Source organism: Streptomyces shinuiensis (genome assembly GCF_043660855.1).
Lineage (GTDB): Bacteria > Actinomycetota > Actinomycetes > Streptomycetales > Streptomycetaceae > Streptomyces.
On the sequence record NZ_JBIHML010000001.1, the window covers coordinates 2,334,455 to 2,359,627 of the forward strand.

The 25,173-nt window shown below is 71.0% G+C and carries 21 protein-coding genes and 3 pseudogenes; 8 read left to right on the top strand and 16 right to left on the bottom strand.

Annotation, left to right across the window (positions count from 1 at the left end):
• Genes rpsC through rpsJ form a run of 8 tightly spaced genes read right to left on the bottom strand, consistent with a single transcriptional unit; the run spans position 1 to position 4,349 of the window.
• Positions 1-831 (bottom strand): 30S ribosomal protein S3, encoded by an 831-nt coding sequence (rpsC, locus tag ACGRHY_RS10380; protein ID WP_206348896.1) that lies wholly within the window; start codon positions 829-831, stop codon positions 1-3.
• The gene (rplV, locus tag ACGRHY_RS10385; RefSeq protein ID WP_006130776.1) at positions 831-1,178 is read right to left on the bottom strand and encodes a 50S ribosomal protein L22; all 348 of its coding nucleotides are present in this window, start codon (positions 1,176-1,178) and stop codon (positions 831-833) included. Before rplV ends, rpsC begins: the two co-directional genes overlap by 1 nt.
• 46 nt (positions 1,179-1,224) lie before the next feature.
• Positions 1,225-1,506, bottom strand: a complete 282-nt coding sequence (gene rpsS / locus ACGRHY_RS10390) for a 30S ribosomal protein S19 (protein WP_101255276.1) — start codon at positions 1,504-1,506, stop codon at positions 1,225-1,227.
• 14 nt (positions 1,507-1,520) lie between these two features.
• Complete coding sequence (rplB, locus tag ACGRHY_RS10395) at positions 1,521-2,357, bottom strand: 50S ribosomal protein L2 (protein ID WP_093851457.1); 837 nt, start codon at positions 2,355-2,357, stop codon at positions 1,521-1,523.
• A gap of 39 nt (positions 2,358-2,396) precedes the next feature.
• The gene (gene rplW / locus ACGRHY_RS10400) at positions 2,397-2,720 is read right to left on the bottom strand and encodes a 50S ribosomal protein L23 (protein ID WP_237876904.1); all 324 of its coding nucleotides are present in this window, start codon (positions 2,718-2,720) and stop codon (positions 2,397-2,399) included.
• Complete coding sequence (gene rplD, locus ACGRHY_RS10405; RefSeq protein WP_394635095.1) at positions 2,720-3,370, bottom strand: 50S ribosomal protein L4; 651 nt, start codon at positions 3,368-3,370, stop codon at positions 2,720-2,722. Before rplD ends, rplW begins: the two co-directional genes overlap by 1 nt.
• Before the next feature lie 8 nt (positions 3,371-3,378).
• The gene (gene rplC / locus ACGRHY_RS10410) at positions 3,379-4,026 is read right to left on the bottom strand and encodes a 50S ribosomal protein L3 (protein WP_394635096.1); all 648 of its coding nucleotides are present in this window, start codon (positions 4,024-4,026) and stop codon (positions 3,379-3,381) included.
• A 14-nt stretch (positions 4,027-4,040) separates the two neighbouring features.
• Positions 4,041-4,349 carry a 30S ribosomal protein S10 gene (gene rpsJ, locus ACGRHY_RS10415; RefSeq protein ID WP_004571821.1) on the bottom strand — a complete coding sequence of 103 codons (309 nt, stop codon included), beginning with the start codon at positions 4,347-4,349 and terminating at the stop codon, positions 4,041-4,043.
• Between the two features lie 1,004 nt (positions 4,350-5,353).
• Between rpsJ and ACGRHY_RS30260 the strand changes: the two are divergent.
• Positions 5,354-5,632, top strand: a pseudogene (locus ACGRHY_RS30260) (transposase); the annotation flags it as partial.
• A gap of 126 nt (positions 5,633-5,758) precedes the next feature.
• Here the strand turns inward: ACGRHY_RS30260 and ACGRHY_RS10425 are convergent.
• Together ACGRHY_RS10425 and ACGRHY_RS10430 are read right to left on the bottom strand one after the other, a co-directional pair.
• Positions 5,759-6,155, bottom strand: a pseudogene (locus ACGRHY_RS10425) (IS1380 family transposase); the annotation flags it as partial.
• Between the two features lie 178 nt (positions 6,156-6,333).
• Complete coding sequence (locus tag ACGRHY_RS10430) at positions 6,334-7,101, bottom strand: hypothetical protein (protein ID WP_394635097.1); 768 nt, start codon at positions 7,099-7,101, stop codon at positions 6,334-6,336.
• Positions 7,102-7,604: 503 nt separating this feature from the next.
• On the opposite strand from ACGRHY_RS10430, the gene ACGRHY_RS10435 reads away from it, so the two are divergent.
• Positions 7,605-8,219 carry a hypothetical protein gene (locus ACGRHY_RS10435; RefSeq protein ID WP_394635098.1) on the top strand — a complete coding sequence of 205 codons (615 nt, stop codon included), beginning with the start codon at positions 7,605-7,607 and terminating at the stop codon, positions 8,217-8,219.
• Positions 8,220-8,463: 244 nt separating this feature from the next.
• On the opposite strand, the pseudogene ACGRHY_RS10440 reads toward ACGRHY_RS10435, so the two are convergent.
• From ACGRHY_RS10440 to ACGRHY_RS10450, 3 genes and pseudogenes are all read right to left on the bottom strand, one after another.
• Positions 8,464-8,655, bottom strand: a pseudogene (locus ACGRHY_RS10440) (transposase); the annotation flags it as partial.
• Between the two features lie 101 nt (positions 8,656-8,756).
• A complete protein-coding gene (locus ACGRHY_RS10445; RefSeq protein WP_394635099.1) occupies positions 8,757-11,828 on the bottom strand; it encodes a type 2 lanthipeptide synthetase LanM family protein in 3,072 nt (1,023 codons plus the stop codon).
• Entirely contained in the window at positions 11,786-11,989 is a 204-nt protein-coding gene (locus tag ACGRHY_RS10450; RefSeq protein ID WP_394635100.1) for a DUF6229 family protein, read from the bottom strand. The genes ACGRHY_RS10445 and ACGRHY_RS10450 overlap by 43 nt, the downstream gene beginning before the upstream one ends.
• A gap of 519 nt (positions 11,990-12,508) precedes the next feature.
• Here ACGRHY_RS10450 and drmD point away from each other — a divergent pair.
• Complete coding sequence (drmD, locus tag ACGRHY_RS10455; protein ID WP_394635101.1) at positions 12,509-15,856, top strand: DISARM system SNF2-like helicase DrmD; 3,348 nt, start codon at positions 12,509-12,511, stop codon at positions 15,854-15,856.
• Positions 15,856-19,974 carry an Eco57I restriction-modification methylase domain-containing protein gene (locus ACGRHY_RS10460; RefSeq protein WP_394635102.1) on the top strand — a complete coding sequence of 1,373 codons (4,119 nt, stop codon included), beginning with the start codon at positions 15,856-15,858 and terminating at the stop codon, positions 19,972-19,974. The genes drmD and ACGRHY_RS10460 overlap by 1 nt, the downstream gene beginning before the upstream one ends.
• 71 nt (positions 19,975-20,045) lie before the next feature.
• Here the strand turns inward: ACGRHY_RS10460 and ACGRHY_RS10465 are convergent, their stop codons facing one another.
• From ACGRHY_RS10465 to ACGRHY_RS10475, 3 genes are all read right to left on the bottom strand, one after another.
• On the bottom strand, positions 20,046-20,252 hold the full coding sequence (locus tag ACGRHY_RS10465) for a DUF397 domain-containing protein (protein ID WP_394635103.1): 207 nt from the start codon (positions 20,250-20,252) through the stop codon (positions 20,046-20,048).
• A complete protein-coding gene (locus ACGRHY_RS10470) occupies positions 20,249-21,136 on the bottom strand; it encodes a helix-turn-helix domain-containing protein (RefSeq protein ID WP_394635104.1) in 888 nt (295 codons plus the stop codon). The genes ACGRHY_RS10465 and ACGRHY_RS10470 overlap by 4 nt, the downstream gene beginning before the upstream one ends.
• A gap of 353 nt (positions 21,137-21,489) precedes the next feature.
• On the bottom strand, positions 21,490-22,395 hold the full coding sequence (locus tag ACGRHY_RS10475) for a PASTA domain-containing protein (protein ID WP_394635105.1): 906 nt from the start codon (positions 22,393-22,395) through the stop codon (positions 21,490-21,492).
• Between the two features lie 358 nt (positions 22,396-22,753).
• Here ACGRHY_RS10475 and ACGRHY_RS10480 point away from each other — a divergent pair, with 358 nt between their 5' ends.
• From ACGRHY_RS10480 to ACGRHY_RS10495, 4 genes are all read left to right on the top strand, one after another.
• On the top strand, positions 22,754-23,209 hold the full coding sequence (locus tag ACGRHY_RS10480; protein ID WP_394635106.1) for an ATP-binding protein: 456 nt from the start codon (positions 22,754-22,756) through the stop codon (positions 23,207-23,209).
• Between the two features lie 71 nt (positions 23,210-23,280).
• Positions 23,281-23,529, top strand: a complete 249-nt coding sequence (locus ACGRHY_RS10485) for a type II toxin-antitoxin system Phd/YefM family antitoxin (protein WP_394635107.1) — start codon at positions 23,281-23,283, stop codon at positions 23,527-23,529.
• A complete protein-coding gene (locus tag ACGRHY_RS10490; protein ID WP_394635108.1) occupies positions 23,526-23,792 on the top strand; it encodes a type II toxin-antitoxin system RelE family toxin in 267 nt (88 codons plus the stop codon). Before ACGRHY_RS10485 ends, ACGRHY_RS10490 begins: the two co-directional genes overlap by 4 nt.
• A gap of 308 nt (positions 23,793-24,100) precedes the next feature.
• Positions 24,101-24,988 carry a helix-turn-helix domain-containing protein gene (locus ACGRHY_RS10495; protein ID WP_394635109.1) on the top strand — a complete coding sequence of 296 codons (888 nt, stop codon included), beginning with the start codon at positions 24,101-24,103 and terminating at the stop codon, positions 24,986-24,988.
• The last annotated feature ends 185 nt before the right edge of the window (positions 24,989-25,173 follow it).

A 25,173-nucleotide genomic window follows, 5' to 3' on the forward strand; every position in this document is an offset into this window, starting at 1 on the left:
TCAGGCCTCCTTCCCGGCAGAGCCGGTGCTCTCGGCGGCCGGAGCGGCAGCGGTGCCCTCGGCGGCCTTGGGCGCCTCGGTCCGCTCCTGCTGCGGCTTGCGGCCGCGGCCGCCGCGCTCGCCACCGCGGCGCGGGCGGTCGCTGCCACCGCGCGACGGACGGTTGCCGGCGCGGGCGGCGGCGTTCTCGGCGCGGACCTCGGCGATGTTCTTGACGTCGCCCTTGTAGATCCAAACCTTCACACCGATCCGGCCGAAGGTCGTCTTGGCCTCGAAGAAGCCGTAGTCGACGTTGGCGCGCAGGGTGTGCAGGGGAACCCGGCCCTCGCGGTAGAACTCCGAGCGGGACATCTCGGCGCCGCCGAGGCGGCCACCACACTGGATCTTGATGCCCTTGGCGCCGGCCTTCATCGTGCTCTGCATCGACTTGCGCATCGCACGGCGGAAGGAGACGCGGGAGGACAGCTGCTCGGCGACGGCCTGGGCCACCAGCTGAGCGTCCGTCTCCGGGTTCTTCACCTCGAGGATGTTGAACTGGATCTGCTTGCCGGTCAGCTTCTCCAGCCGACCGCGGATGCGCTCCGCCTCGGCGCCGCGGCGGCCGATCACGATGCCCGGACGGGCGGTGTGAACGTCGACGCGGACGCGGTCACGGGTGCGCTCGATCTCCACCTTGGAGATGCCGGCCCGCTCCATGCCCTGCGTGAGCAGGCGGCGGATCTCGACGTCTTCCTTGATGTAGTCCTTGTACAGCTTGTCGGCGTACCAGCGGGACTTGAAATCCGTGGTGATGCCGAGCCGGAACCCGTGCGGGTTGACCTTCTGCCCCATTACCGGGTTCCTTCCTTGCTGCTGACGACCACCGTGATGTGGCTGGTCCGCTTACGGATCCGGTAGGCGCGGCCCTGGGCGCGCGGCCGGAACCGCTTCAGGGTCGGGCCCTCGTCGACGTAGGCCTCGGAGATGAAGAGGCTGTCGACGTCCGTGTGGTCGTAGTTGTGCGCGGCGTTGGCGATGGCGCTGTCGAGCACCTTGCCGACGGGCACGCTCGCGGCCTGCGGGGCGAAACGCAGGACCGCCTGAGCCTCCGTGGCGTCCATGCCACGGATGAGGTCCACCACGCGGCGGGCCTTCATGGGCGTGACGCGGATGTACCGCGCCTGGGCCCTGGCTTCCATGGTTGTCCCTTCGGTGTCAGTCATAGGTCTTCGCTACTTCCGCACATCAGCGACGACGCGACTTGCGGTCGTCCTTCTCGTGGCCGCGGAAGGTGCGGGTCGGCGCGAACTCGCCGAGCTTGTGGCCGACCATCGACTCGGTGACGAACACCGGGACGTGCTTGCGGCCGTCGTGCACCGCGATCGTGTGGCCCAGCATGGCCGGGACGATCATGGAGCGGCGGGACCAGGTCTTGATGACGTTCTTGGTGCCTGCGTCGTTCTGTACGTCCACCTTCTTCATCAGGTGGTCGTCGACGAAAGGCCCCTTCTTGAGACTGCGCGGCATCGAAAACCCGCCTCCTAGCGCTTCTTGTTCGTCTTGCGGCGGCGGACGATGTACTTGTTGCTGGCCTTCTTCGGCGAGCGAGTACGTCCTTCCTTCTTGCCCCACGGCGAGACCGGGTGACGACCACCGGAGGTCTTGCCCTCACCACCACCGTGCGGGTGGTCGACCGGGTTCATGACCACACCGCGGACGGTCGGGCGGACGCCCTTCCAGCGCATACGGCCGGCCTTGCCCCAGTTGATGTTCGACTGCTCGGCGTTGCCGACCTCGCCGACGGTGGCGCGGCAGCGGACGTCGACCAGGCGGATCTCACCGGACGGCATGCGGAGGTGGGCCATGCGGCCCTCCTTCGCCAGCAGCTGCACGGAGGCACCCGCGGAACGGGCGAACTTCGCGCCGCCGCCGGGCCGCAGCTCGATGGCGTGGATGGTCGTACCGACCGGGATGTTGCGCAGCGCGAGGTTGTTGCCCGGCTTGATGTCGGCACCGGGGCCGTTCTCGACGCGGTCGCCCTGCTTCATGCCGGCCGGCGCGAGGATGTAGCGCTTCTCGCCGTCGACGTAGTGCAGCAGCGCGATGCGCGCGGTGCGGTTGGGGTCGTACTCGATGTGCGCGACCTTGGCCGGCACGCCGTCCTTGTCGTGACGACGGAAGTCGATCACGCGGTAGGCGCGCTTGTGGCCGCCGCCCTGGTGGCGGACGGTCACACGACCGGTGTTGTTACGGCCGCCCTTGCTGTGCAGGGGGCGGACCAGCGACTTCTCCGGCGTGGACCGCGTGATCTCGACGAAGTCGGCGACGCTGGAGCCACGACGGCCCGGGGTCGTCGGCTTGTACTTGCGGATACCCATTTCTCAGTCCTCGTCCGATATCGGACGGTACGACCTCCGTTAGGAGACCGGACCGCCGAAGATGTCGATACGGTCGCCCTCGGCGAGGGTCACGATGGCGCGCTTGGTGTCGGCGCGCTTGCCGTAACCGGTGCGGGTGCGCTTGCGCTTGCCCTGGCGGTTGATCGTGTTGACCCCGGTGACCTTGACCGAGAAGACCGCCTCGACGGCCTGCTTGATCTGGGTCTTGTTGGCACGCGGGTCGACGACGAACGTGTACTTGTTCTCGTCCAGCAGCGCGTAGCTCTTCTCGGAGACCACCGGCTTCACGAGGATGTCGCGGGGGTCGGAGAAGGTCTTGCTGGTGACGGTGGTCTCGGCCATCAGGCCTCGCTCCCTTCGTGCTGGGCGGCCTTGCGGCCGGCCACGAAGCTGTCGAGGGCGGCCCTGGTGAAGACCACGTCGTCGGAGACGAGCACGTCGTAGGTGTTCAGCTGGCCCGGCTCCAGGATGTGGACCTGGGGCAGGTTGCGGGCGGACAGCCACGCGGCCTCGTCGCTCCGCTCGGCGACCAGCAGCACGTTCTTGCGCTCGCTGATCTTCCCGAACAGGGTCTTGGCGGCCTTGGTGGAGATCTCGCCCTCGACCACGCCGCTCACGACGTGGACGCGGCCGTGGCGCGCCCGGTCGGAGAGGGCGCCGCGCAGGGCGGCGGCCTTCATCTTCTTCGGGGTCCGCTGCGAGTAGTCGCGCGGCACGGGGCCGTGCACGACGCCACCGCCGGCGAACTGCGGGGCGCGGGTCGAACCCTGGCGGGCGCGGCCGGTGCCCTTCTGGCGGTACGGCTTCTTGCCGCCGCCGCGGACCTCGCCGCGGGTCTTGGTCTTGTGCGTGCCCTGGCGGGCAGCGGCCAGCTGTGCGACGACGACCTGGTGGATCAGCGGAACGCTGACCTGCGCGTCGAAGATCTCCGCGGGGAGTTCGACGGTCCCGGCCTTGTCGCCTGCCGGCGAAAGGATGTCAATGGTGCTCATCGGTTACCTCAGGCCCCCTTGGCCGCGGTACGGACCAGGACGAGGCCGCCGTTCGGACCAGGAACCGCGCCCTTGATGAGCAGCAGGCCCTTCTCCGCGTCAACGGCGTGGACGGTCAGGTTCTGGGTGGTGACCCGCTCGTTGCCCATGCGGCCGGCCATGCGCAGGCCCTTGAACACGCGGCCCGGGGTGGCGCAGCCACCGATGGAGCCGGGAGAGCGGTGCTTGCGCTGCGTGCCGTGGCCGGCGCCGAGACCGGCGAAGCCGTGGCGCTTCATGACACCGGCGGTGCCCTTGCCCTTGCTCTTGCCGGTGACGTCGACCTTCACGCCCGACTCGAACACCTCGGCGGTGATCTCCTGGCCGAGCGTGTACTCGCCGGCGTCGGCGGTACGCAGCTCCACCAGGTGGCGGCGCGGGGTGACGTCGGCCTTGGTGAAGTGGCCCTTGAGGGGCTTGTTCACCTTGCGCGGGTCGATCTCGCCGAAGGCGATCTGGACGGCCTCGTAGCCGTCCCTGTCTGCGGTGCGCACCTGGGTGACGATGCAGGGGCCGGCCTTGACGACGGTGACCGGGACGACACGGTTGTTCTCGTCCCAGACCTGGGTCATGCCGAGCTTCTCGCCCAGGACACCCTTGATCTGCTTGGTGGTCATCTCTACCGCGCCTCTCAGAGCTTGATCTCGATGTCGACGCCGGCCGGCAGGTCCAGGCGCATCAGCGAGTCAACGGTCTTGGGCGTCGGGTCGAGGATGTCGATCAGGCGCTTGTGGGTACGCATCTCGAAGTGCTCGCGCGAGTCCTTGTACTTGTGCGGCGACTTGATGACGCAGTACACGTTCTTCTCTGTGGGCAGCGGCACCGGGCCCGCGACCGACGCACCAGTACGGGTCACCGTCTCGACGATCTTCTTCGCCGAGGTGTCGATGACCTCGTGGTCGTAGGCCTTGAGCCGGATGCGGATCTTCTGTCCCGCCATGGCTACTTCGTAGTCCTGTCTCTCGTCACGCTCCGGGACCCGGCGGGACCACACTCTCCTCCGACCCACGCGGTCGGGCGTGTCGCATTCCCGCCACCATGGAAATCCTTGAATTTCCCTGCCTGGGGATGCGGTGCGCGAGACCGCGGAACCGGGGGAGGAAACCCACCGGGCGCCTGGTCGGTACCCCGCCCACGCTTCCCGGAAGATTCCCGTACTTCCGCCCCTGACGAGGGGCGACGAATACGTTGGGACTCGCTTCCGGTCCTCCCGGCGGGAGGCGCGCAGCATCGGCACTCAACCGAGCAACCCGGACAGTCTGCCACACGGGGCATCGCCGATGCCAATCGGACCCATCACGTTACCCCGCCGGAACGCCGCCGAACCATGCCGCTCGGCGGCTCTCCGGTTCCTCTGCGCGCGGGGCCGTACGCGGAGTCCATGACCACACGCTCTGGTGGAAGCGCCGCGCGGTCGCCGGATCACGAGTGGCCGGAACGTTTCCGTCCCGGGCGCTCCCGGACGTTTCCCGGAGGCTCCGTGTCACCCCTCCGCGGCATGACGACCGTACGGCCACAGTGCGAACTCACCTCCTGTCGGGGGGAATTGGGCCAGAAGCCGGCGGCGCCCGTACCGAGTACGTCCACGACGCCGCAGGACGCCCCGTAGGCGCCGCCTCGCCCACTTCCAGCCTCACCGTGGAGCGCGACATCCTCGGTCGCGTTCTGGCCGAGACGGTCGACGGTCGCACCACCCGCTACACCTACGACGCCCTGGTCCGCCGTACCTCCCGCATCACCCCCACCGGGGCGGTCACCGAACTGGCCTACGACGCGGCGGGCAACCGCACCGCCCTGACCGCCTCCGGCCACACCCTGGCCACCGTCTTCGACGTCCTCGGCGCGAAGCTCGGTCCGGAACCGCTGAAGGCTCTGTTCGCTCAGGTGGCCCGGCCGTTGGCGGCAGAGTCGACCCCGGGCGCCTTCCATCGCCGGTGGCGGGTGATGGCCGTCGACGGCACGGTCTTCGACGTCCCCGACAGCGAGGAGAACGCCGCGCACTTCGGGCGCCCGAAGACGCACCGCACCGAGCGGTGCGCGTTCCCGCAGGTGCGGGTGGTGGCGCTGGCCGAGCGCGGCACCCATGCCATCACCGCCGCCGCTCTGGGCCCGCGGACCGTGTCCGAACCCGTGCTGGCCCGGGAGGTGCTCGGGGCTCTGGGCGAGGGTGATCTGCTGCTGGCCGACCGCGGCTTCACCGGCCTGGAGCTGTGGCGGGCGGCGTCGGCCGGCGGGGCGGACCTGCTGTGGCGCATCCGTGCCCACCAGGTGCTGCCCGTGCGCGAGGAACTGCCGGACGGTTCCCATCTGTCGGAGATCGTCGCCGCCAGGGACCACCGGAGGCGCGCCGACCCGGTTCTGTGCAGTGTGATGCGGGGACAGGTTCCGCAGCCCGGTGGCCCGGGCGGCCCGGATGCGGTCTTCGGCCCGGGCCCGCAGGCGGTGACGGAGTTCGAGGTCGGCGATCGGCCGGTCTCTGGTGTTGGTGGCGAATCAGGTGAGCCGCATGCCATCAGCGTCGATGAGTATCAACTGGGCCGCAGTGCGGCCGTTCCGTGGGGACGGTCAACTGCATGCCCTTCACCCAGTCGACCAGGAGGTCACCTGTGAGTTCGGCAGCCCAGGCGCCATCCCGGGTCTCGTGGTCCGGCTCAACGGCCGGTGTCCAGGCCGACGCCGGGACCTTCAGCACGTGGCGGTGGACCGCGCCGGTGATCACCATGCCGGCCGGGCCCGATACGCTTCTTCACCTGGAAAGTACCGCCGACGTGGCAGGAACAAGGATCTCGACAATCCTCATTCTTGCTTGTCAGTGGAATTTTTCGTTTGCCTGACCATCCGCCGGACGGCCCGCCTCATGAAAGCGCGAGGCCAAAGAACAGGCTCAGGGCTGGGTGTCCGAGCGGTCATCCCCAGGGGCACTGTCAAGCGGAACCGGAAGACGTCAGGACCGTCCTTCCCTGCTCCACTGCCCCGTGATGCTGTTCCGCCTCCTCGGGCGTGAGGACTCCCCGGCCGACGGCGTGGTCAATACTCTGGTGCTGGTATTCCTTATGTGCGGTGACGGGGTCCATCTGCTGCTGGAACTGATAGATTTCCTCCATTTTCTTCAGGTAGGCCGGCGCCGCATCGTCGCCGATCTCCTGGCTGACGAGGTTGATCAGCACATCGATCGGGACCGCCGTGTGATCGACGACAGAGCGCCCGAAGGAATAACAGAAGACGTTCTGCGTGTTACCGATCACACCCTTGTCGGAAAAATTATAGCGCCAGAACTTGACGTCCACGCGGACGATGGCGTTATGCTCCAGAGCAATGAAGGTCTTGTCGTCGAGTTGCTCCCCCATGGAGGAATTTCCGAGGATTGCGTTCACCGCCGTGGTGACGAGCGAATGGATGCCACTCTTAACGGCCCCATCTTTTCCTGCGAAGAAGGTGTCGACGGCACTGGAGATCCCTGCGTCCGCGCCTTCGTGCACATTTGCCAGATATCCATGGTCGTAGTATGTGGGAACGCCCACGATCTTGATGAGCTGGGACTCGGGATCGCTGTAAGAAAGCCGAAGTTCGTTATCGAAAACCTCTCCCTTGTTCTTCGCGGCGTTCAGCATGAAGTCGAGTTGTTCCTGCTGCCTCCTCTGGTCCGCGTCTGAGGTGTTGAGCGCATTACGAAGGGCGCTGATGACGGACATCTCAACTCCATTCTCTTCAGTGATGCCTCGCAGAGGGATCGCTGCTCATGCCTACGCCGGCGCAAACCAACCCCACCACATACTCACCCCTTCCGGTTGCTTCCGGCGTAGGGGGATATCCCAGTGGGTACGAGAAGAGACAGGGTCGGCTTCGCAAGGAGAAACCTTTTACCTCTGCCACTGCCGCGCCAGAATTGACCTGACCCCCGAAGCTCCTGTTTCGGAGCGAGGGTGAAGGTGCTCGGAGTCGTGTCCGGGCCGGCCATGAAGACGCACGGATCCGCGCACGCGCACTCTCGGTGCACGCCTTGCGCACGCCCCAGGGCGGGGGCGCTCGCACCAGCCCCTGTGCGCACCGGCCATCACCTTTACCAGATGGGGTGGTTTAGCTGGCCGCTGGATGATCTCCCGGTCAGTGACGTGCATCATTGGCTCATCTCCCATGCGTGCACCCAATTTCCAAGAGGTGAAAGATGACCCGCGGTTGGAACAGAGAACAGTTCATGGACGCCGCCATGGAAGCACGGGGCCTGTACGACAACGCGGGCACGGCTGTGATCAACGGGAGAGACTCGTTCGGGACGCCGTGGGTGGACGTGGCGTGGTGGGTGTACGACAGCACGCTTCGGGCGTGTCGGTCGAACGCCATCGAGGGTCTCATCGCGGGCGGTCTCCGGTCGGGGCGGCCCGGCGAGCCCGGAGGAGCTGGAATCGATGACATTCTGCGTGAAAACCTCAAGACCATCGATGAACGCGTTCCGGGTGTCGATCAGGGTGCGATTCTCCACACCAGGAACTGGTCGATTCTCGTCAACGACTCCTGGCTTCTCGGCGGTGTCCACTCGGGTGTCCCCTTCTACCTTGCCTCCGAGCGACGGCAGGAAAATCTTTATCTAGCGCCGAAGCTCAAGGTATTCGGGAGGGAGCTGGCCAACCTCAGGTCCTTCGGCTACCAGATTGTCATGGGCGTTCAGGAAGCCACCGGAGAAGCAACCGTCCTTCCGGACGCGGCAGATCCGAAAGCGGATTTCGTCTCCTGCCAGTCCAATGCCACGGAGTACGAGACAGGCGAGAACTGGCGTGTACTGGAAGGAAAAATCGGCGAGCCCTGGGACTGAGAGGTTGTCTCACGTGGCGATGCCGTGGGGTGCGGCACCATGACGGTTTGTGAGCGTCGATCTTTCGCGGCGGCCTGTTCCTGACGAACTGTGGGAACCGGCCTCGGGCTTGCATGACGGTCCGCCAACGGAGTCGGTGGACCGTTCCGCTTTCTCTGACCGGTAGTGGGCAGGCTCAGAAGCCGTGTGTCGTCTCGGGTGGATGCCGGGTTCCATCGCTCCGGCCTGTGCTGGCTCCCTCGGAGTCGTGGACGGCCCGCAGTCTGCGCCACGGCGTCAGAGCTGCCGATACGGCCTGGTCAAGACCGGTCTTGCGGGCCGTTTCGACGAGCAGGACCGAACCGGCCTGCGAGACCACGTGACGGCCGTCCCCCAGGACACGGACACGCGGGTACGACGCGATAGGCTCTCTCACCTGGAAAGTGCTCTTTCCCATGCAGCCAACAGGACCCTCAGCAAGTCCTGTCGTTGCAGGTCAAGAGCACTTTCTGTGTTTCTGATCAACCTTCGGGCAGGCCACTTCGTGAAAGCGCGAGGCTAGCGCGGACCTTGGCCCCCGGGAGCGGTGAGGAGCAGAGGGGTACGGGGACGTCCGGGGCCGGTGGCGTCCGGGGTGAGGCGGAGCAGCAGGTGCAGGACCCCGCTGAGGCCGGGCATCAGGCCCGGGGAGAAGGACTCCCGGGCCAGTCCGCCGACCGGGCCGCGGTGTTCGAGGTCGGTGAGCAGCCTGGCCAGCAGGTCCCGGGCGTCGGGGACGTGAACCGGAGGCGGGACGGGCACGGCGCCGGGAGCGGGGTCGGGTTCGGGTGCGGGCAGGGCGCGCAGGTGGGTGAGCAGCTCGATGAGCCCCAGGTCGCCGTGGCACAGGGTGTGGCTCCAGCCGAAGCCGTCGGCCAGGCCGGCCGCCGCCGCGCGGTGGGCGTTGACCAGGTGGGTCCGGTCCCCGGTGCGGTGGTAGAGGTCGACGGCGGCCAGGCCGATGCCGGCGCTGCCGTGGCACCAGGCGGTGGCGTGGTCCTGCTGGCTGCCGATGCGTGCGTCGTGCCAGTTGCCGGCCGCCGGGTCCCACAGCGATTCCTCGTAGGACAGGGCGGCCCCGGCCAGCTCGCGCCAGCGGCGGCGGTCGGCGTCGGTGCCGGCCTCGCTGAGGGCCAGCCGGTGCAGCGCCCAGCCCATGCCGGTGGCGCCGTGGGCGAAGCCGCCGATGCCTTCGGCGAAGAGCGCGGTGGACCAGCGGGCTCCGCGGTCGTCGCGGACGGCGGTGCGTTCCAGACGGCGGGCCGCGCGGGCGGCGGTGGCCAGCCACCGTTCCTCTCCGGTGAGGTGCGCGAGGTTCAGCAGCGGGACGATCACCCCGGCGGCGCCGCCGAGGATGTCGAGGTCGGTGTCCTCGTCGAGGATCTCGGGGGTGAGCGCGGCGGCGCGGAGCCGGGCGCGGGCCAGGTGGGCCCCGTCGCCGAGCAGTCCGTGGAGTTCGGTCCACGTCCACACCTGGGAGGCGATGCCGGTGTAGCCGCCGGCGAAGGTGGTGGCCGTGGTGTCCTCGGTGGCGGCCAGCACGCGCAGCGCGCCCTCCAGGACGCCCTCGAGCCCGGGTACGGGTTCGGCCCGGCCGCGCCGCACCTCCCGCAGGTACCCGGCCAGGGCGACCGCGACGCCTCCCTGCCCGGTGTACAGCTCGGCGGTCAGCGGGCGGATGGCCCAGCCGACGCCGGTGAGCACCGGGCTCACCCAGGTGACGGTGGAGTCCTCGCCGTGGACGGCCTCCTCGCACAGGGTTCGGACGATCCCCGCCGCCATGGCGCGCCGACGCGGCTCCAGTTCGTCGTGCCGGGGGGCGGGCAGGTCCGCCCGTACGCGGGGCGGCAGAGTGCGTTCGTTGAGGTAGGCGCCCACCAGGGCGCCCTGGATGACGGACTCCTCCATCCGGAAGTCCGCGCTGCGCCAGTCCGTCACCGCGCGCCGGACCGTCGCCTCGTCCACCACCGCGGTGAACACCGGGACGTCGCCGGTGAGCAGGTCCTCGATCTCCGATTCGATGATCTCGGGGGAGTCCGGGGCGCCGGGCAGTGCCCGGGCGTTGCCGAGCAGCACCTCGCGGGCTCGCCGCCGGGCCTCGTCCGGCCGGTGCAGGGAGGCCGGGTGCCACAGCATCCGGCCGATGTCGACGTACGCCTGGGTGCCGCGGCGCAGGTTGCGGACCTGGTGGCCGGTGAACGGCCGCAGCAGTTCGGGAAGCCCGCCGTCCTCGGAGTCCAGCCGGTGCAGGTGGGCGGTCAGTTCGCGGAAGCCGTCGAGCACCTGGTCCCAGTGCCGGAACAGGGCGGGTTCGGCGGCGGGCAGGTTCGCCGAGAGCGGCGGGGCGATGAGTTCGGTGTCCATCCGGGCGCCGTCGGTGCCGCCGCCGGTGATGACGGGCACCGGTATCAGGGGCTGCTGTCCGGGGATCGCCCCGGCCGCCGAGAGGTCGGTGCCGCCCATGGCGTAACCGCCCATCCGGGTCGGCAGGATGCCGGTGCGCAGCACGGTGCGCCGGATGACGGCGGCGGCGGTGTCCACGGCGGCGCCGCGCCCGCTGTCCTCGGCGGGCGGGACGTCCTGGGTGAACAGGCACTCGGCGTCCACGACGACGGGCTCGGGGCCGTGGGCGATGAGGTTCTCGGCGTGCAGGTCGGTGCCGCCGGTCAGGCGCATCAGGGCCAGCCAGTGGCCCAGAGTGCGGTAGTACTGCGCGAGTTCGGCCTCGTCGGCGCAGTAGCGGTGTGGGACGTGAGCGGTCCAGCCGTAACCGTCCCGCAAAAGCGCACGCGGGGTGCGCGGGCGGGGTCCGGAGGGCGCGCCGGGGTGCGACCAGAGGCGGACGAGCAGGTGCTCCAGGGCGGTGTCGGTGTCCAGGGGGCGCGGTTTGTACATCACGCTGCCGCCCTCGAAAGCGAGGTGGGCGACGGTACGCCCGCCCCGGTGGGGGTCGCCTGCCCCGAGGCGGAGGGCTGTCAGCTGCCCGGCGGGGCGGCCGAGGAGTGCCGAGAGCCGGTCGCGGTCGCCGGCCAGGCGCCGGGCGAGTTCGGCGGCGGCGTCGATCAGGGGTGCGGTGGCGCGTGCCACGCGCTCGCCGAGGCCGGGGTACCGGGTCTCCAGGTGCTCGCGGAATTCGGGGGTCCGGGCCCGGCTCTGGAAGGCCGTCCAGCGTTCGTGGCCGTCCGCCCCGGGGAGCACGCCTGCGAGGGCCCCGGCCCGCAGTTCCAGCAGCAGGACCCGATTGAGCTTGCGTTGCAGGGAGGCGAGCTGGGCGGTGCGTGCGGTGGCCGCGATCAGGGTCCGCTCCGCGCCGCTCAGACCGGGCACGGCCGCCAGGCGGCGGCGCAGCTCGGCGGGGAACTCGGCGGTCCAGGCGGCCACCGGCGCCTCGAAGTGGCCGGACTCGGCCGGGGTGTCCTGCCTGCCGGTGACGTCCGTCATGGCCTGCACGCTCCTGTCGGTGTCCGCGGCCGCGCCGCGGCGGGGGAGGTCCTCCGGTGGTGCCCCGGACGGCGGCGTGGCACCGTCCGGGGCGGTGGTGGCGCCGGTCAGCAGCAGAAGGTGGTCAACGAGCCGGTGCAGCTGCTGCACGCGGTGAACAGGGCGTCGGTGGCGTCCACCAGTGCGGCCTCGGTGGCGGCACCGCCCACGTACAGCGGGCCGGCCGGGTTGGGTTCGCCGTGGGAGCTCTCCGCGCCGTCGAGCCAGGCGGCGACGATCTCGTCGGCCCGCGTCAAAGTTGCCTGGGGCATGACAAACCTCCAGAGTGGTGGGAAGTGTGGAGGTCAAGGTTCAAGTATTCACACTCCGTCCACAAGGACACCGGGCGGAATCCGGACTCTCCTCACTGGCGACAACAGGAGCTTGCGTCCGGGAGGGTGTCGGCCCCCGGCGACTCCCGCCGGAGCGCCCCGGACAGACCGGCGGCGCGGTGACATGAGACGTTGTGCGCCCCGGCGCGCGCTCCCCTTGCCCGGCGGCCCGGAGGGCCGCCCGTGCGGGCCCCGGCGCACGCCGGAACCGGCCATGATCCGTCGGCCGACAGGGCCCGATTGTGCGGTCCGGCCCCCGGTGGGCCCGCCCCGGTGGCCCCACCGGCCCCGGTCGTACCGCCGCCGGTCGCCCCGGCCGCCCGGGAGGCCCGGGGATGATCGCGGTTCCGGGTACAAGCCACCCGCACGGTCCGTAGGCTTCCCCAATGCCATGGTGTGCCGCGCGCCGCGCGGACCCTGGTGCGCGACAGCACGAGGCGAGGCGGGGAGCTGAGGAAGATGGCCGGCGCGACCGTGGAGACCGTCCCGGCCGGGGGCCCCGGCGGCCCGGCGGGCCCGGGGAACCGTCCGCCCGTCCCCGCCCCCGGCCAGCTCGTCACCGTCCGCAACCGCCAGTGGGTCGTCTCGGAGGTGACCCGCTCCACGGTCGCGGGCGAGGATCCCGCCCGTCTGGCCGACGCCGTCGCACCCCATCTCGTCGCGCTGGTCTCCGTCGAGGACGACGCCCGCGACGAGGAGTTACGGGTGGTGTGGGAGCTGGAGCAGCGCCCGGTCGTCCACGAGCGCGAGGCCCTGCCCTCCCCCGCCGCCGGCTTCGACGCGCCCGGCCGCCTGGACGCCTTCCTGGACGCGGTCCGCTGGGGCGCGGTCGCCTCGGCCGACCGCACCGCCCTCCAGGCGCCCTTCCGCTCCGGGGTGGAGATCCAGGACTACCAGCTCGATCCGGTGGTGCGCGCCCTGTCCATGCCGCGCACCAACCTGCTGATCGCCGACGACGTCGGGCTGGGCAAGACGGTCGAGGCGGGCCTGGTGATGCAGGAGCTGATGCTGCGCCACCGCGCCCGCACGATGCTGGTCGTCTGCCCCGCCGGGCTGACCCTCCAGTGGCGGGACGAGATGCGCGACAAGTTCGGCCTGGACTTCCGCATCGTCGACGGCCGCCTGCTGCGCGAGCTGCGCCGCTCCCGGGGCCTGTACGCCAACCCCTGGACGCACTATCCGCGTCTGATCGTCTCCGTGGACTGGCTCAAGCGCGAGCGCCCGCTGCGGATGCTGCGCGAGGTGCTGCCGCCGGTGCCGGGATATCCGCGCGCCTTCGACCTGCTGGTGGTGGACGAGGTGCACACCTGCGCGCCGTCCGGCACGGGCCGGTACGCCGTGGACTCGCAGCGCACCCGGGCCGTCCGCGCCCTCGCCCCGCACTGCGAGCACCGCCTGTTCCTCTCGGCCACCCCGCACAACGGCTACCTGGAGTCCTTCACCGCGCTGCTGGAACTGCTGGACGACCACCGCTTCGCCCGCGGTGTGCGCCCCTCGCCCGAGCAGCTCAGGCGGGTGATGGTGCGCCGTCTGAAATCGGAGCTGCCGCCCGCCTGGAACGGGAAGCCCCGCTTCCCGCGGCGCGTCCCGCACGCCCTGGAGGTGGCCTACGGCGAGGAGGCCCGGGGCGCCTACGCGAAGCTGTCCGAGTACGCCCGCTCCCGCCGCGAGGGTGGCGCCGGGCGCGCCGAGCGCACGGCCGCCGACTTCGTGACGACACTGCTGAAGAAGCGTTTCCTGTCCTCCCCGAAGGCGTTCGCCGAGACGATCGACGTCCATCTGAGGACGATGACCGGCGCCGCCGGCGGCCTGCCCCCGGCCTCCCGGGGCCCCGGCGAGCGGGCCGAGCGGGTCCTGCGTCCGCTGATCGAGCGGGTGGAGGAGACCGCCGAGAGCGACGAGGAGCACACCGAGGCCGCCGAGCGCGCGCTGACGGCCGTGCGCGGTCTGACCCGCCCCCTCACCACCCGTGAGGAGGGCCTGCTGCGGGAGTTGTCGGCGTGGGCCAGGCAGGCGGCCGGCCGCCCGGACGCGAAGTTAGACGCGTTCCGCGCGTGGCTGGAGCCGATCGTCTGCCCCTGCGGCCCGAAGGGCGAGTGGGAGGAGGCGCGGGTCATCGTCTTCACCGAGTACCGCGACACCCAGCGCTGGCTGCTGGACCGGCTGGTCGCCGCCGGTTACCCGGCCGAGCGCGTCGCCCAGCTCCACGGCGGCCAGGACCCCGCCGAGCGCGAGCACGTCAAGACGGTCTTCCAGGAGGACCCGTCGCTGTCGCCCGTCCGCGTCCTGCTGGCCACCGACGCCGCCAGCGAGGGCATCAACCTCCAGGCCCACTGCCACCGCCTGCTGCACTGGGAGATCCCCTGGAACCCCAACCGCCTGGAGCAGCGCAACGGCCGCGTGGACCGCCACGGCCAGCGGGCCGACCAGGTGGACGTCCTCCACTTCGTGCCCGCCGGCTGGCAGCGGGCCGCGCAGGGTTCGGGGCCGGAGCGCGGCGCCTCGCTGCACGGCGCCCGCGGCTCCTCCCGCACCGCGCCGGAGGGCCGGGCCGCGCTGACGGAGGTCCCGGAGGAGTCGGCGCACGACGACGGCACCCTGGAGGACGAGCTGCACTTCCTGGCCGTCGCCGCCCGCAAGACCGAGGCGATCCGCGAGGACCTGGGCAGCGCGGGCGAGGTCATCGCCGCCCGCGTGGAGCGGAAGATGCTGGGCCGCCGCGCCGACTGGTCGTCCGCCGACGCCGAGATCACCAGGCGCTCGGGCCGTGCCGTGCTGAAGGTGGAGCGGGATCTGGCGCGCGAGCTGGAGAAGCTGGTCGGCGAACTGGCGGGCAGCCGCGACGCCCTGCACCTGACCCCCGCCACCGTCGAGCGCGTGGTGCGCACCGCGCTGCTGCTGGCCCACCGCAAGGACCTGGCCGAGGTCCCCGACCCGGCCGGGCGCGGCGCCCGCTGCTTCCGGCTGCCGGAGCTGCCCGGCGCCTGGGCCCACGCCCGCAACGACGGCCTGCGCCACCCGCTGACCGGCGCCGAGCGCCTGGCCGTCTTCGACGAGACCGAGGCCCGCGACCGCACCGACGTGGTGCTGCTGCACCTGGGTCACCGCCTGGTGCGGATGTGCCTGCGGCTGCTCCGCGCCGAGCTGTGGTCGGGCGGAAGGGAGGCGCGGCTGTCGCGGGTGACGGCCCGGGTCGTCCCCGGCGACCTGCTGCGCACCCCGGCCGTGGTGGCCCACGGCCGGGTGGTGGTCTCCGGCAGCGGCGGCGCCCGCCTGCACGAGGAGGTCATCGCGGCGGGCGGCGTGATCGGGGCGGGCCGGCTGGAGACCGCCCGCGGCGAGCAGGTGGACGCCTGGCTGGCCGCCGCGGCCGACGAGCCGCCCGCCGAGGGTGTGCTCACCGAACTCGCCGGGCTGTGGCCCGCGCTGGAGGACCGTCTCGCCCGCGCCCTGCGCAACCGCGCGAACGCCCGCTTCCGCTCCCTGGAGGCCGTCCTGGCCAGGCACTGCGAACGGGAGGTCGAGGGCGTGCGGGAGGTGCTGGCCGAGCTGGAGCGCTCCATCCGCGACCGCCTGGACGACCGCGGCCACTGGGAGCAGGGCTCCCTCTTCGAGGCCGACGAGGAGCGCCGCCAGCTGCGCGCCGACCGCGAGGCGCTCCAGGAGCGGCTGCGCGCCATCCCCGAAATCACCGAGCGGGAGACACAGGCGCTGCGCCGCCGCTGGGCCGATCCGGTGCCGCGCTGGTTCCCCGTCGCCGTCACCTTCCTCGTACCGTCCGCCCTCGCCCGTGGAGACCTCCGCTGATGCCGCCCGCACGACGCCGCATCCCGAAGGGGGCCCAGGCCCCCACCCCCGCCGAGCAGCACGAGGACTGGCTGAGGCTGCTCCGCCCCGACGGCCCGTTCGTCTCGCTGCCGGTGCTGACGGAGGTCTTCCCGCAGGGCCTGGACGACGTCCCGGCCGAGGTCCGGGCCCGGCTGCGCCAGGCGTGGGAGGAGGTCCGGGAGGACCCGGACCTGCTGCGCCCCGCCTGGGAGGAGCTGGTCACCGGCGAACTGCTCGGCTGGACGCCCGGCCTGCGCGAGGGCGCCGCGCTGCCCGAGTCGCTGCGCGCGGGCGGGCACACCCCCGACGCGGTGCTGACGGGCCCCGCCGCCCCCGGCGACGGCACCGGCGCGCGGCCCCGCGTGCTGCTGCTGCGTACCGGCTGGAACGAGTCCCTGACCCGCGCCCGCGGCGAGGACCTCTCCCCCGCCGACCGCGCCGGCGAGGCCGCCCGCCGCCACGGCGTCCCGCTGGCGGTGCTCACCAACGGCCGCGAGTGGGCGCTGGTGCACACCCGCCCCAGGCAGGCCCGCGCGCTGGCCGTCTTCGACGCCGACCTGTGGCTGGAGGAGCCGCTGCTGCTGCGGGCGTTCGCGAGCCTGCTGCACGCCCGCCGCGCCGCCCTCCCCGAGCGGGACCGCGACGGCGGTCTCACCTCCTCGCTCGCCGCGCTGTTCACCCGTACCGCCGAGCGGCACTCCGAGGTCACCGACACCCTGGGCCGCCAGGTCCGCGAGGCCGTCTCCCTGCTGGTGGCCGAACTGTCGCGGCTGGACCGCGAGACGGGCGGCGGGCTGCTGGCCGGCGTGGGCGACCGGCGCGTGTACGAGGGCGCGCTGACGGTCATGATGCGCCTGGTCTTCCTCCTCTACGCCGAGGAGCAGCGCCTGCTGCCCGCCGGGGACGGGCTGTACGACGCCTCCTACGCCGTCTCACCGCTGCTGGACGCCCTGGAGGAGCAGCAGTCCCGCCACGGCGACGAGCTGGGCGACCGCCGCGCCGCCGTCTGGCCGCGCCTGCTGGCGGTCTTCGCCGCCGTCCACGGCGGCTGCGTCCACGACCGGCTGCGCATCCTGCCCTACGGCGGCTCGCTGTTCGACCCGGACCGCTTCCCCTGGCTGGCCGCCGCCAAGGTCACCGACCGGGTCGTCCACAAGATCCTGGACGCGCTGCTGGTACTGCGCCGCCGGGGCCGGGGCCGCGAGGCCCTGTCCTACAAGGGCCTGGACGTGGAGCAGATCGGCCACGTCTACGAGGGCCTGCTGGAGTACGGCTGCGTCCGTGCCCACGAGCCCCATCTGGGACTGGAGGGCAGGTACGAGGCGGTGCTGACGCTGTCCGCGCTGGAGGAGTGGGCGGCGGCGGGCGTACTGGAGAAGGAGCTCGCCGGGGCGACCGGCGCCACACCGCTGCGAATACGGCGCGCACTCGACGCCCGAACAACCGGGGCGGTCGCCGCCGACCTCGACGCCGCCTGCGACAACGACGAGCGGTTGTCCTCCCGCGTCGCCCCCTTCGCCGGGCTGATACGCAGGGACCTGCGCGGCCACCTCATGGTCTTCCCGGCCGGGTCGGTGGTGATGGTCCGCTCCAGCGACCGCCGCGACACCGGCACCCACTACACGCCCAAGGTCCTCGCCGAGGAGATAGTCGAGCACACCCTCGCCCCGCTGTGCTTCTCCCCCGGCCCGGCGGACGGCGGCACCGAACCGGGCGTGTGGCGGGCGAAGCGGGCCGGGGAACTGCTGGCGCTGCGGATACTGGACCCGGCCATGGGCAGCGGCGCGTTCCTCGTCTCCGCCTGCCGCTACCTGGCCGACCGCGTGGTGGACGCCTGGCTCCGCGACGGCCCGCCCGCCGAGATCGGCCGCGACGTGGCCGAGGGCGACCGCGAGGAGCTGCTGCGCATCGCCCGCCGCCTGGTCGCCGACCAGTGCCTGTACGGCGTGGACCGCGACCCCATGGCCGTGGAGCTGGCCAAACTGTCGCTGTGGCTGATCACCCTCGCCAAGGACCGGCCCTTCTCCTTCCTCGACCACGCGCTGCGGTGCGGCGACTCGCTGGTCGGCACGGTCGACCTGGAGCAGATCAGGGCGTTCCACCTGGACTCCGGGGCGCGGCAGCTCAGCGACGAGGTGTCGCGGGCGCTGGACGTGACGGAGACGCTGCTGTCGCGGGCCGCCGGGCTGCGCCGCGAGATCGAGGCCACCCCCGTCAGCGACATCCGCTCGGTGCGCGCGAAGGCGGAGAAGCTGGCCGATGCGGAGGAGCTGTCGGAGCAACTGCGGCTGGCGGCCGACGCCGTGGTGGGCGCGGCGCTCGCCGCCGAGGGCATCTCGGACGACGAGGCCGAGGACCTGACCGGCGAGACGAACACCGGCGGCAGGCGGGGGGCCGCCGCGTTCCGCGCGGCCAGGCAGGACGCCAAGGCGGCGGCGTACGAGAACCGCCTGGCGGCGGTGGCCGGACTGGTCGTGGCGGCCATGATGGACGGCCCCGGCTCGGCCTCGGCGGAACGCGCACGGAAGATGGTGGACGGCTGGCTGCGCGGCCCCCGCAAGGAGCCGGTCCGGCCCCTGCACTGGCCCCTGGAGTTCCCCGAGATCATGGGCGCCGGCGACTCGAAGGGCTTCGACGCGGTGATCGGCAACCCGCCGTTCATCGGCGGCCAGAAGCTCACCGGCGCCCTGGGCACGGACTACCGCGAGTACCTGGTCAACCGCATCGGCGACGGGGTGCGCGGCAGTGCCGACCTGTGCTCCTACTTCCTGCTGCGGAACCTCTCCCTGGCCCCCAAGCGCCGCACGGGCATCATCGCCACCAACACCATCGCCCAGGGCGACACCCGCGAGGTCGGCCTCGACCAGGCGACCGCGAACGGATGGACGGTCTACCGCGCGGTGAAGTCCCAGCCCTGGCCGGGCACGGCGGCCCTGGAGGTCTCCCTGCTGTGGCTGGGCGGGCAGGTGGGCGAGGACGAGAAGCCGGTACTGGACGGCAACGAGGTGCGCGGCATCACCCCGAACCTGGACCCGCAGTCCCGGGTGACCGGCAGGCCGTACCGCCTGGCGGCGAACGCCGGGCAGTCCTTCCAGGGGTCGAACGTCCTGGGCAAGGGCTTCGTCCTCACGCCGGAGCAGGCGCGGGAACTCATCGCCAAGGATCCGCGCAACAAGGACGTGCTCTTCCCCTACCTCAACGGCGAGGACCTCAACTCGCGGCCGGATTGCTCGGCCAGCCGATGGGTCATCAACTTCCACGACTGGTCACAGGAGAAGGCAGCCACGTACGAGGACGTGTTCGCCATCGTGGAGCGGGACGTCAAGCCCGTGCGGGCTACCAACAACCGCAAGGTTTATCGGGATTATTGGTGGCAGTACGCGGAGAAGCGTCCGGCGATGTTGGCGGCGATCGTAAACCTCAAAGAAGCAATCGCCATAGCCCGAGTCAGCAAGTACGCAATCCCCATTAGGCAATCGACCGACCAAGTAATGAGCGAACAGATCGTCATATTCGCCACAGACTCCACAGCCCGACTTGCCTCACTCTCCAGCACACAGCACCAAGCATGGGTAGTCGGAAAAGGCTCCACGCACGAAACCCGAATTCGCTACACTCCCGCAGATGTGTACGAGAACTTTCCTATACCTATAGACACAAAACGCCTCCAGAAGTCCGGAAAGGTTCTTGAGGGGACACAGAGGGACGCCATGACCGCTCGGGGCATCGGACTGACCAAGCTCTACAACCTCGTTCACAACCAGGCCGAGCAAGCAGTAGATATCGATGCCCTCCGCGCTGCGCATGTCGAGGTGGACGAAGCTGTTTCCGAGGCGTACGGCTGGACCGACCTCGACCTGGAGCATGACTTCTACGAGACGCGGCAGGGCGTCCGGTTCACCATCGACCCTGTAGCCCAGACCGAAGTCCTGGATCGTCTACTTCTGCTCAACCACACCCGCTACAAGCAGGAGCAGGAAGCCGGGCTGCATCTACCGAAGCAGAGGAAGGCGTCTCCGAAGCGGAGGAAGAAGGAAGATTCGAAGGAGGAGCAGTTCCAGGACGGACTTTTCGCACCTCCCGGCGGACTCTTCTAATCGGCCGCACAGCAACGTGTCCCGCGCCCGGCCAGAGCCGGACGCGGGACGCGGGACGCGGGCCGTTGGGGTCAGCGACCTGCCGTGCGCGACAGGAAGTCGTCCCACGCGCCGGGCTCGAAGGCGAGCTGCGGGCCCTGCACGTCCTTGGAGTCGCGGACATGGATGGCGCCAGGGGTGGCCGCGACCTCGACGCAGTCGTTGTTGTCGCTGCCGCTGTAGCTGCTCTTGACCCAGTTCGGCGCGGAACCATCTCCGGCGGAGGGCTTGAGCGTCATGTGATCTCTCCCAGCAGTTTCTCGATGAAGGCCGAGGACTCCCGTGGGCTGAGAGCCTGGGCGCGGATGATGCCATACCGCAGCTCAAGCACCTGGACTTCCTTGGGGTCGGAGACCAGGTGGGTGATGAGCTGCGCCTCGGAGTACGCCACCGCTGTGCCGTCCTTGAGCTTCAACACCTGAAGCTGACCTCCCATCCCTGCGTGGTCTTCACGATCCAGCGGCATCACCTGGATCTCGACATGCCTCAACTGGTCGATGTCCAGAAGGTGTTCGAGCTGGCGGCGCAGCACCATTCTGCCCCCGAGCGGGCGTCGGAGCGTCGCCTCGTCCAGGACAAAGCCCAGTGTGGGAGTAGGTGTTCGCTCGAAGATCCTCTGTCGGGCCAGACGTGCCGCCACGTGCCGTTCGAGATCGTCCTTGGAGTAGGTGGGCCGCCGCATGTTGAACAGCGCCCTTGCGTATTCCTCTGTCTGCAACAAGCCGTGGATGTTGTGGCTGCCATATGCCCCCAGCTCAACGGCATCGGCCTCCAGCTTGGCCAGATCCCGCACCTTCTTCGGGTACCGGGCCTCCTCCACGTCCTTCTTCAACGCGGCGAGCTTGCCGCCCGCGCCCACGACCTCGTCCGCCTTGCCCAGGAACTCCGGGTGCGGCAGGCGCCTGGCGCGCTCGACCGCCGAGACCATGCCCAGGCTGTAGCCGATGGCGTCGCCCAGCTCCTGCTGCGTCAGCCCGGCCGATTCCCGCCACAGCTTGATCTGGCGGCCGGCGGCCTTCACCACCGGTGCGTACTCGTCGTCCCAGTCGGGTTCCCAGGACGTGCCGTCCGCGCCGTCCGTGGTGTGGCTCCCGCGTGCCGCGCCGTCGTTGTCCACAGCCATGTGCACCAGCCCCTCCGTGTTCGCCGTGCCCGTGTCCAACAGCGCCCGAACCGAAGCCGTCACGCCGTACAAGCCGCACAGTCCCGGCCCGCACTCGCACAGCCACTCCCCGTTCGAGCGCCGTAACCAAGAGTCACATTAGACACAGAGAGCCCATTACCGCACTCATCCGGCGGAAAATCCCTCGAACAGGAAATTCCACTTCATACAGTCGTTCCGTCGGAGCCATGAGCAGGACCGGCGGACTCGGGCACGGCGGGACGACGAGGCCCCTGCCCGTCGCGCCGGTGGTCGCGTCCACCAGCACTTCGGACAGGGGCCTCACCGCTCGGCATCCCCTACCGGGTCACGCCCTACGAGTAGTTCCAGCGCTGCCCGTCGGCACGCTCCTTGCAGTAGATGATCCGGCCGGCGGAGTTGTGCGTCTGCATACCGAGGTGCTTGTTGGCGCAGAACTGGCCGGCCTGGTAGCAGTTGCCCGCCGGGGAGGTCAGCTCGCACTGGCCGTTCCACTGGGCGGCACCACCGGAGCCGCCCGAACCGCCCGAGGAGCCGGAACCGCCGGTGGAACTACCGGATCCGCTGTTGCTCGGGGGAGGCGGCGGGGTGTAGTCGGGGTCGTTCTTCCGGTCCTTGTAGGTGCCCTTGCCCGACGGGCAGGAGCCGCCCTCGACCAGGGTCAGCTTCGCCTCGGTGCCGGGCTTGACGTCCTTGCCCGCCGAGGGCGACTGGAAGCAGACCTTGTAGCCGTCCGCGTCCTCCTCCACGTCGGCGGCGGAGACGGACACGTCCTTGTACGCCGACTCGACGTCGATGTCGTCCTCGTCGAGCCCCACCTTGGCCAGCGCCTTGACGGCCTTGGCGTAGACCTTGCCGGTGACGTCGGGAATCCGGGGCCAGGCGAGCGGGCCGCCGTCCTTCTTCGGGCAGAGAGCGCCCTCCCGGACGGCCCCGTAGTCGACGGTGCCGTAACCGATCTCCTCGAAACACACCTTCCATTTCCCGGAAGGCTCGGCGTCGCCCTTGTTGGCGTTGTGGACGGAGACCTCGTAACCGGCGTCCTCGGCGGTTTCCCTGGCTGCTTCGAGCGCCTCGCCCTTCTGGGAGGAGATCCTCTCCGGTTCCGCCGTCACGGTGGCGGTCGCGGTCGCGGTGACGGTGACGGTCTCCTTCGGCTCAGCCCCGGCATCACCATCCGAGCAGGCCCCGAGCAGAAAAGCGCCGAAGACTCCGAAGGCGATGAACCTCCCGCGGATCACGGCGCGGCCCCCCGCCCGCTTTCCCCGTCCCGGAAGACCCCGGGTCACCTTCCGGTCATGCGCTCGCTGTCCGCGCGATATGTTCCGCGCAGCGTGAAACAACGTCATTCCGCCCCCCTGGCAGTGCCGTTCGTACGGCGAACGCTAGCCGGACGGGGCCGCCGGGGCGGGCGATACGCAAAACCGGTTCTCACCCGTTTCGAGCGCCCGGGTCGAATGCCGCGCACAGCGGGACGGGACGGGGCGGCGCTCACACGGGCCGCACCGGCCGTACCGGCCGGCACGCGAGCCGGACAGGGATCTCCTGAGCAGGCGTCAGGCCTGGCCGGGGCGGACACGAGTGGACACGCTGGGTGATGTGACTCCAGAGATCACCCGAACCGAGAGCCCCGCCTCCGCCCCCGCCCGGGAGCTCGCCGTGCTCCTGTCCTCCACTCGCCGGGGAGCACGGCTGGCCCGGCTCCTGACCGTCGCGCACCTGGCCGACCAGGGATTGCCCACCGAGGCGGCCGCGCAGATCACCGCCGAACTGGCGGGCAACGCCGTCCTGCACGGGCGCGTGCCCGGCCGGGACTTCCGGCTGGGCCTGCGCGTCACCGGGAACAGCGGTGACGGCGACGGCGTCACGCTGCGCATCGAGGTGTCCGACGCGCGCGGCGACCGTCTCCCGGCCGCGCCCGGCCCGCCGGCGTCCGAGGACGCGGAGGGCGGGCGCGGACTGCTGCTCGTCGAGGCGCTGGCCGACCGCTGGGGCGTGGCGGCCTGGCCGCCGCCGCGCAAGACGGTCTGGGCGGAACTCGATCTCCGCCCCTGACCCCGCCGCACGTACCGCACCCGCACACCGACCGCACGCACCGCCCACGCACCGCCATGGACACGCCCCCGATGACCAGTGAGACCGCCCGCGCCGCGCGCAACCGCCTCGGCGACCTCATCGACCGCGCGCTGCGCGGCGAGCACACCGTGATCACCCGCAACGGCAAGGAGGCCGCGGCCGTCGTCCCCGTCTCCCTCCTGCGCAGGCTGCGCCTGCTGGAGGACGCCGCCGACCGCCGCGCCGTCCTGGACGCCCTCCACGAGCCCGTCCACGCCCTGGACGAGGTGCTGCGCGAGACGCTGGAGCGCTGCCTGTGATCTACGACGTCCGCCTCGCCGCCACCGCCCGCGACCACCTCCGCTCGCTCGACCGGGAACGGGCCCTGCGCATCCTGGGCAGACTCACCGACCTGCTGTCCGACCCGTACGCGCCGGACACCACCGCCCTGCCCGGCTCGTACGAGAGCGAGCGGCGGCTGTGCGCGGGCGACCACCACGTGGTCTACACCGTCCACGACCGTCGGCGGCAGGTGCACGTCGTCCGCATCGCCCACCGCGACGAGGTCCACCGGCCCTCCTGACCCGCCCACCGGCTCGCGGCGAGGCGCGTTCCGGTGGGTGAGAACCCGGTGGGGCGCGGCGTCAGAAGCATCAAAGAACCGGGGAGAGAACCCCACCCAACCCAACCGGACTCCGTCACCCGTACGGGTGAGCTGCGGGGTCGGACCGGCGTGGCGGCCGGCTCTCCGGCATAGGCTCGCCGCGACAGGCACCAGCGAGCACTGCGGGGCACCGCGGAGCACCGCCGCCACCGCAGACATGCGACGGCCCCCGCCGGGACGGCCATCCCGGACGAGGGCCTGACCACCGAGGAAGAGGTAGCTTCCCGATGGCTGAGCCGCAGCTTAGCGCGCCCTCGCGCGCCCCATCCGCCGTTCCGCGCGGCGGCGTCGTCCACGTCACCGTCCGGCACACCGAGCGCTTCACGGTCGTCGGCAACCACCTCGCCCAGCACCGTGAGCTGTCGCTGACCGCGATCGGGCTGGCCGTCCACATCCAGTCGCTGCCCGACGGCGCGCGGGTGGACATCCGCACCCTCGCCTCCCGCTTCGCCGAGGGCGAGACGCGGATCGCCGCCGCGCTGCGCGAGCTGGAGGCACACGGCTATCTGTCGCGGACGCGGGAGCGGCTGCCGAGCGGGCGGGTGGTCACCCGCACGGTGTCCTACGACAACCCGGCGGCGACACGAGCGGACAAGGCGGAGCGGGTGCGGCCGTCGCGACCGCCCGTGCGCCTGCCGGAACCACGGCCGGTCCCGGCCCCTACCGCCGAGCCCGGGACCACGCCGCCACCGCCGCCGCTCCCCGAACCCCGCACCACCGACAACCCGGTGCGCGAGCGGGCCGCCACCGCGATCCTGGCCGAGTTGCGGCGCGACGACCCCCGCCTGCTGCTCTCCGAGCGGGACGTGGCACGCCTGGCCCCCGCCGTGACGGCCTGGCTGGAACGCGGGGCCGCACCCGACGCCGTACGCCGCACCCTGGCCGCCGGCCTGCCCACAGAGCCGCTGCGCCACCCCGCCGCCCTGCTCGCCCACCGCCTCACCGCGCTGCTGCCGCCTCACCTCCCGGCCGCCCCACCGGCCGCACCCCGGCCACCGCGACCGGACCCGCTCCAGAACTGCGACGGCTGCGACCGCGCCTTCCGCTCCCCCGCCCCGGGCCTGTGCCGCGACTGCCGCGAGGCCACCGCCGTTCCACCGCCACTGGTGGCATGACCGCTTCGAGACACGTCCCGAAGGTGGAGGCACTTGCGCGGAAAGGCTGCCGTCAGGCCGTCTTCCCCGGCGGCCGGGCGCAGGCAGGAATACGATCCGGCCATTCGTTTGTTGCGTTTGTTTCGTATGCTTCGAATAATGGAAGAGTGTCGAAGAAGGCCCCTGCCGGCATACACCCGCACCCG

What these genes read in the sequence shown, in the direction of transcription:
- rpsC (WP_206348896.1), bottom strand. Translation starts at nt 831, where the DNA reads ATGGGGCAGAAGGTCAACCCGCACGGGTTCCGGCTCGGCATCACCACG.
- rplV (WP_006130776.1), bottom strand. Translation starts at nt 1,178, where the DNA reads ATGGAAGCCAGGGCCCAGGCGCGGTACATCCGCGTCACGCCCATGAAG.
- rpsS (WP_101255276.1), bottom strand. Translation starts at nt 1,506, where the DNA reads ATGCCGCGCAGTCTCAAGAAGGGGCCTTTCGTCGACGACCACCTGATG.
- rplB (WP_093851457.1), bottom strand. Translation starts at nt 2,357, where the DNA reads ATGGGTATCCGCAAGTACAAGCCGACGACCCCGGGCCGTCGTGGCTCC.
- rplW (WP_237876904.1), bottom strand. Translation starts at nt 2,720, where the DNA reads ATGGCCGAGACCACCGTCACCAGCAAGACCTTCTCCGACCCCCGCGAC.
- rplD (WP_394635095.1), bottom strand. Translation starts at nt 3,370, where the DNA reads ATGAGCACCATTGACATCCTTTCGCCGGCAGGCGACAAGGCCGGGACC.
- rplC (WP_394635096.1), bottom strand. Translation starts at nt 4,026, where the DNA reads ATGACCACCAAGCAGATCAAGGGTGTCCTGGGCGAGAAGCTCGGCATG.
- rpsJ (WP_004571821.1), bottom strand. Translation starts at nt 4,349, where the DNA reads ATGGCGGGACAGAAGATCCGCATCCGGCTCAAGGCCTACGACCACGAG.
- ACGRHY_RS10430 (WP_394635097.1), bottom strand. Translation starts at nt 7,101, where the DNA reads ATGTCCGTCATCAGCGCCCTTCGTAATGCGCTCAACACCTCAGACGCG.
- ACGRHY_RS10435 (WP_394635098.1), top strand. Translation starts at nt 7,605, where the DNA reads ATGGACGCCGCCATGGAAGCACGGGGCCTGTACGACAACGCGGGCACG.
- ACGRHY_RS10450 (WP_394635100.1), bottom strand. Translation starts at nt 11,989, where the DNA reads ATGCCCCAGGCAACTTTGACGCGGGCCGACGAGATCGTCGCCGCCTGG.
- drmD (WP_394635101.1), top strand. Translation starts at nt 12,509, where the DNA reads ATGGCCGGCGCGACCGTGGAGACCGTCCCGGCCGGGGGCCCCGGCGGC.
- ACGRHY_RS10460 (WP_394635102.1), top strand. Translation starts at nt 15,856, where the DNA reads ATGCCGCCCGCACGACGCCGCATCCCGAAGGGGGCCCAGGCCCCCACC.
- ACGRHY_RS10465 (WP_394635103.1), bottom strand. Translation starts at nt 20,252, where the DNA reads ATGACGCTCAAGCCCTCCGCCGGAGATGGTTCCGCGCCGAACTGGGTC.
- ACGRHY_RS10470 (WP_394635104.1), bottom strand. Translation starts at nt 21,136, where the DNA reads ATGGCTGTGGACAACGACGGCGCGGCACGCGGGAGCCACACCACGGAC.
- ACGRHY_RS10485 (WP_394635107.1), top strand. Translation starts at nt 23,281, where the DNA reads ATGACCAGTGAGACCGCCCGCGCCGCGCGCAACCGCCTCGGCGACCTC.
- ACGRHY_RS10495 (WP_394635109.1), top strand. Translation starts at nt 24,101, where the DNA reads ATGGCTGAGCCGCAGCTTAGCGCGCCCTCGCGCGCCCCATCCGCCGTT.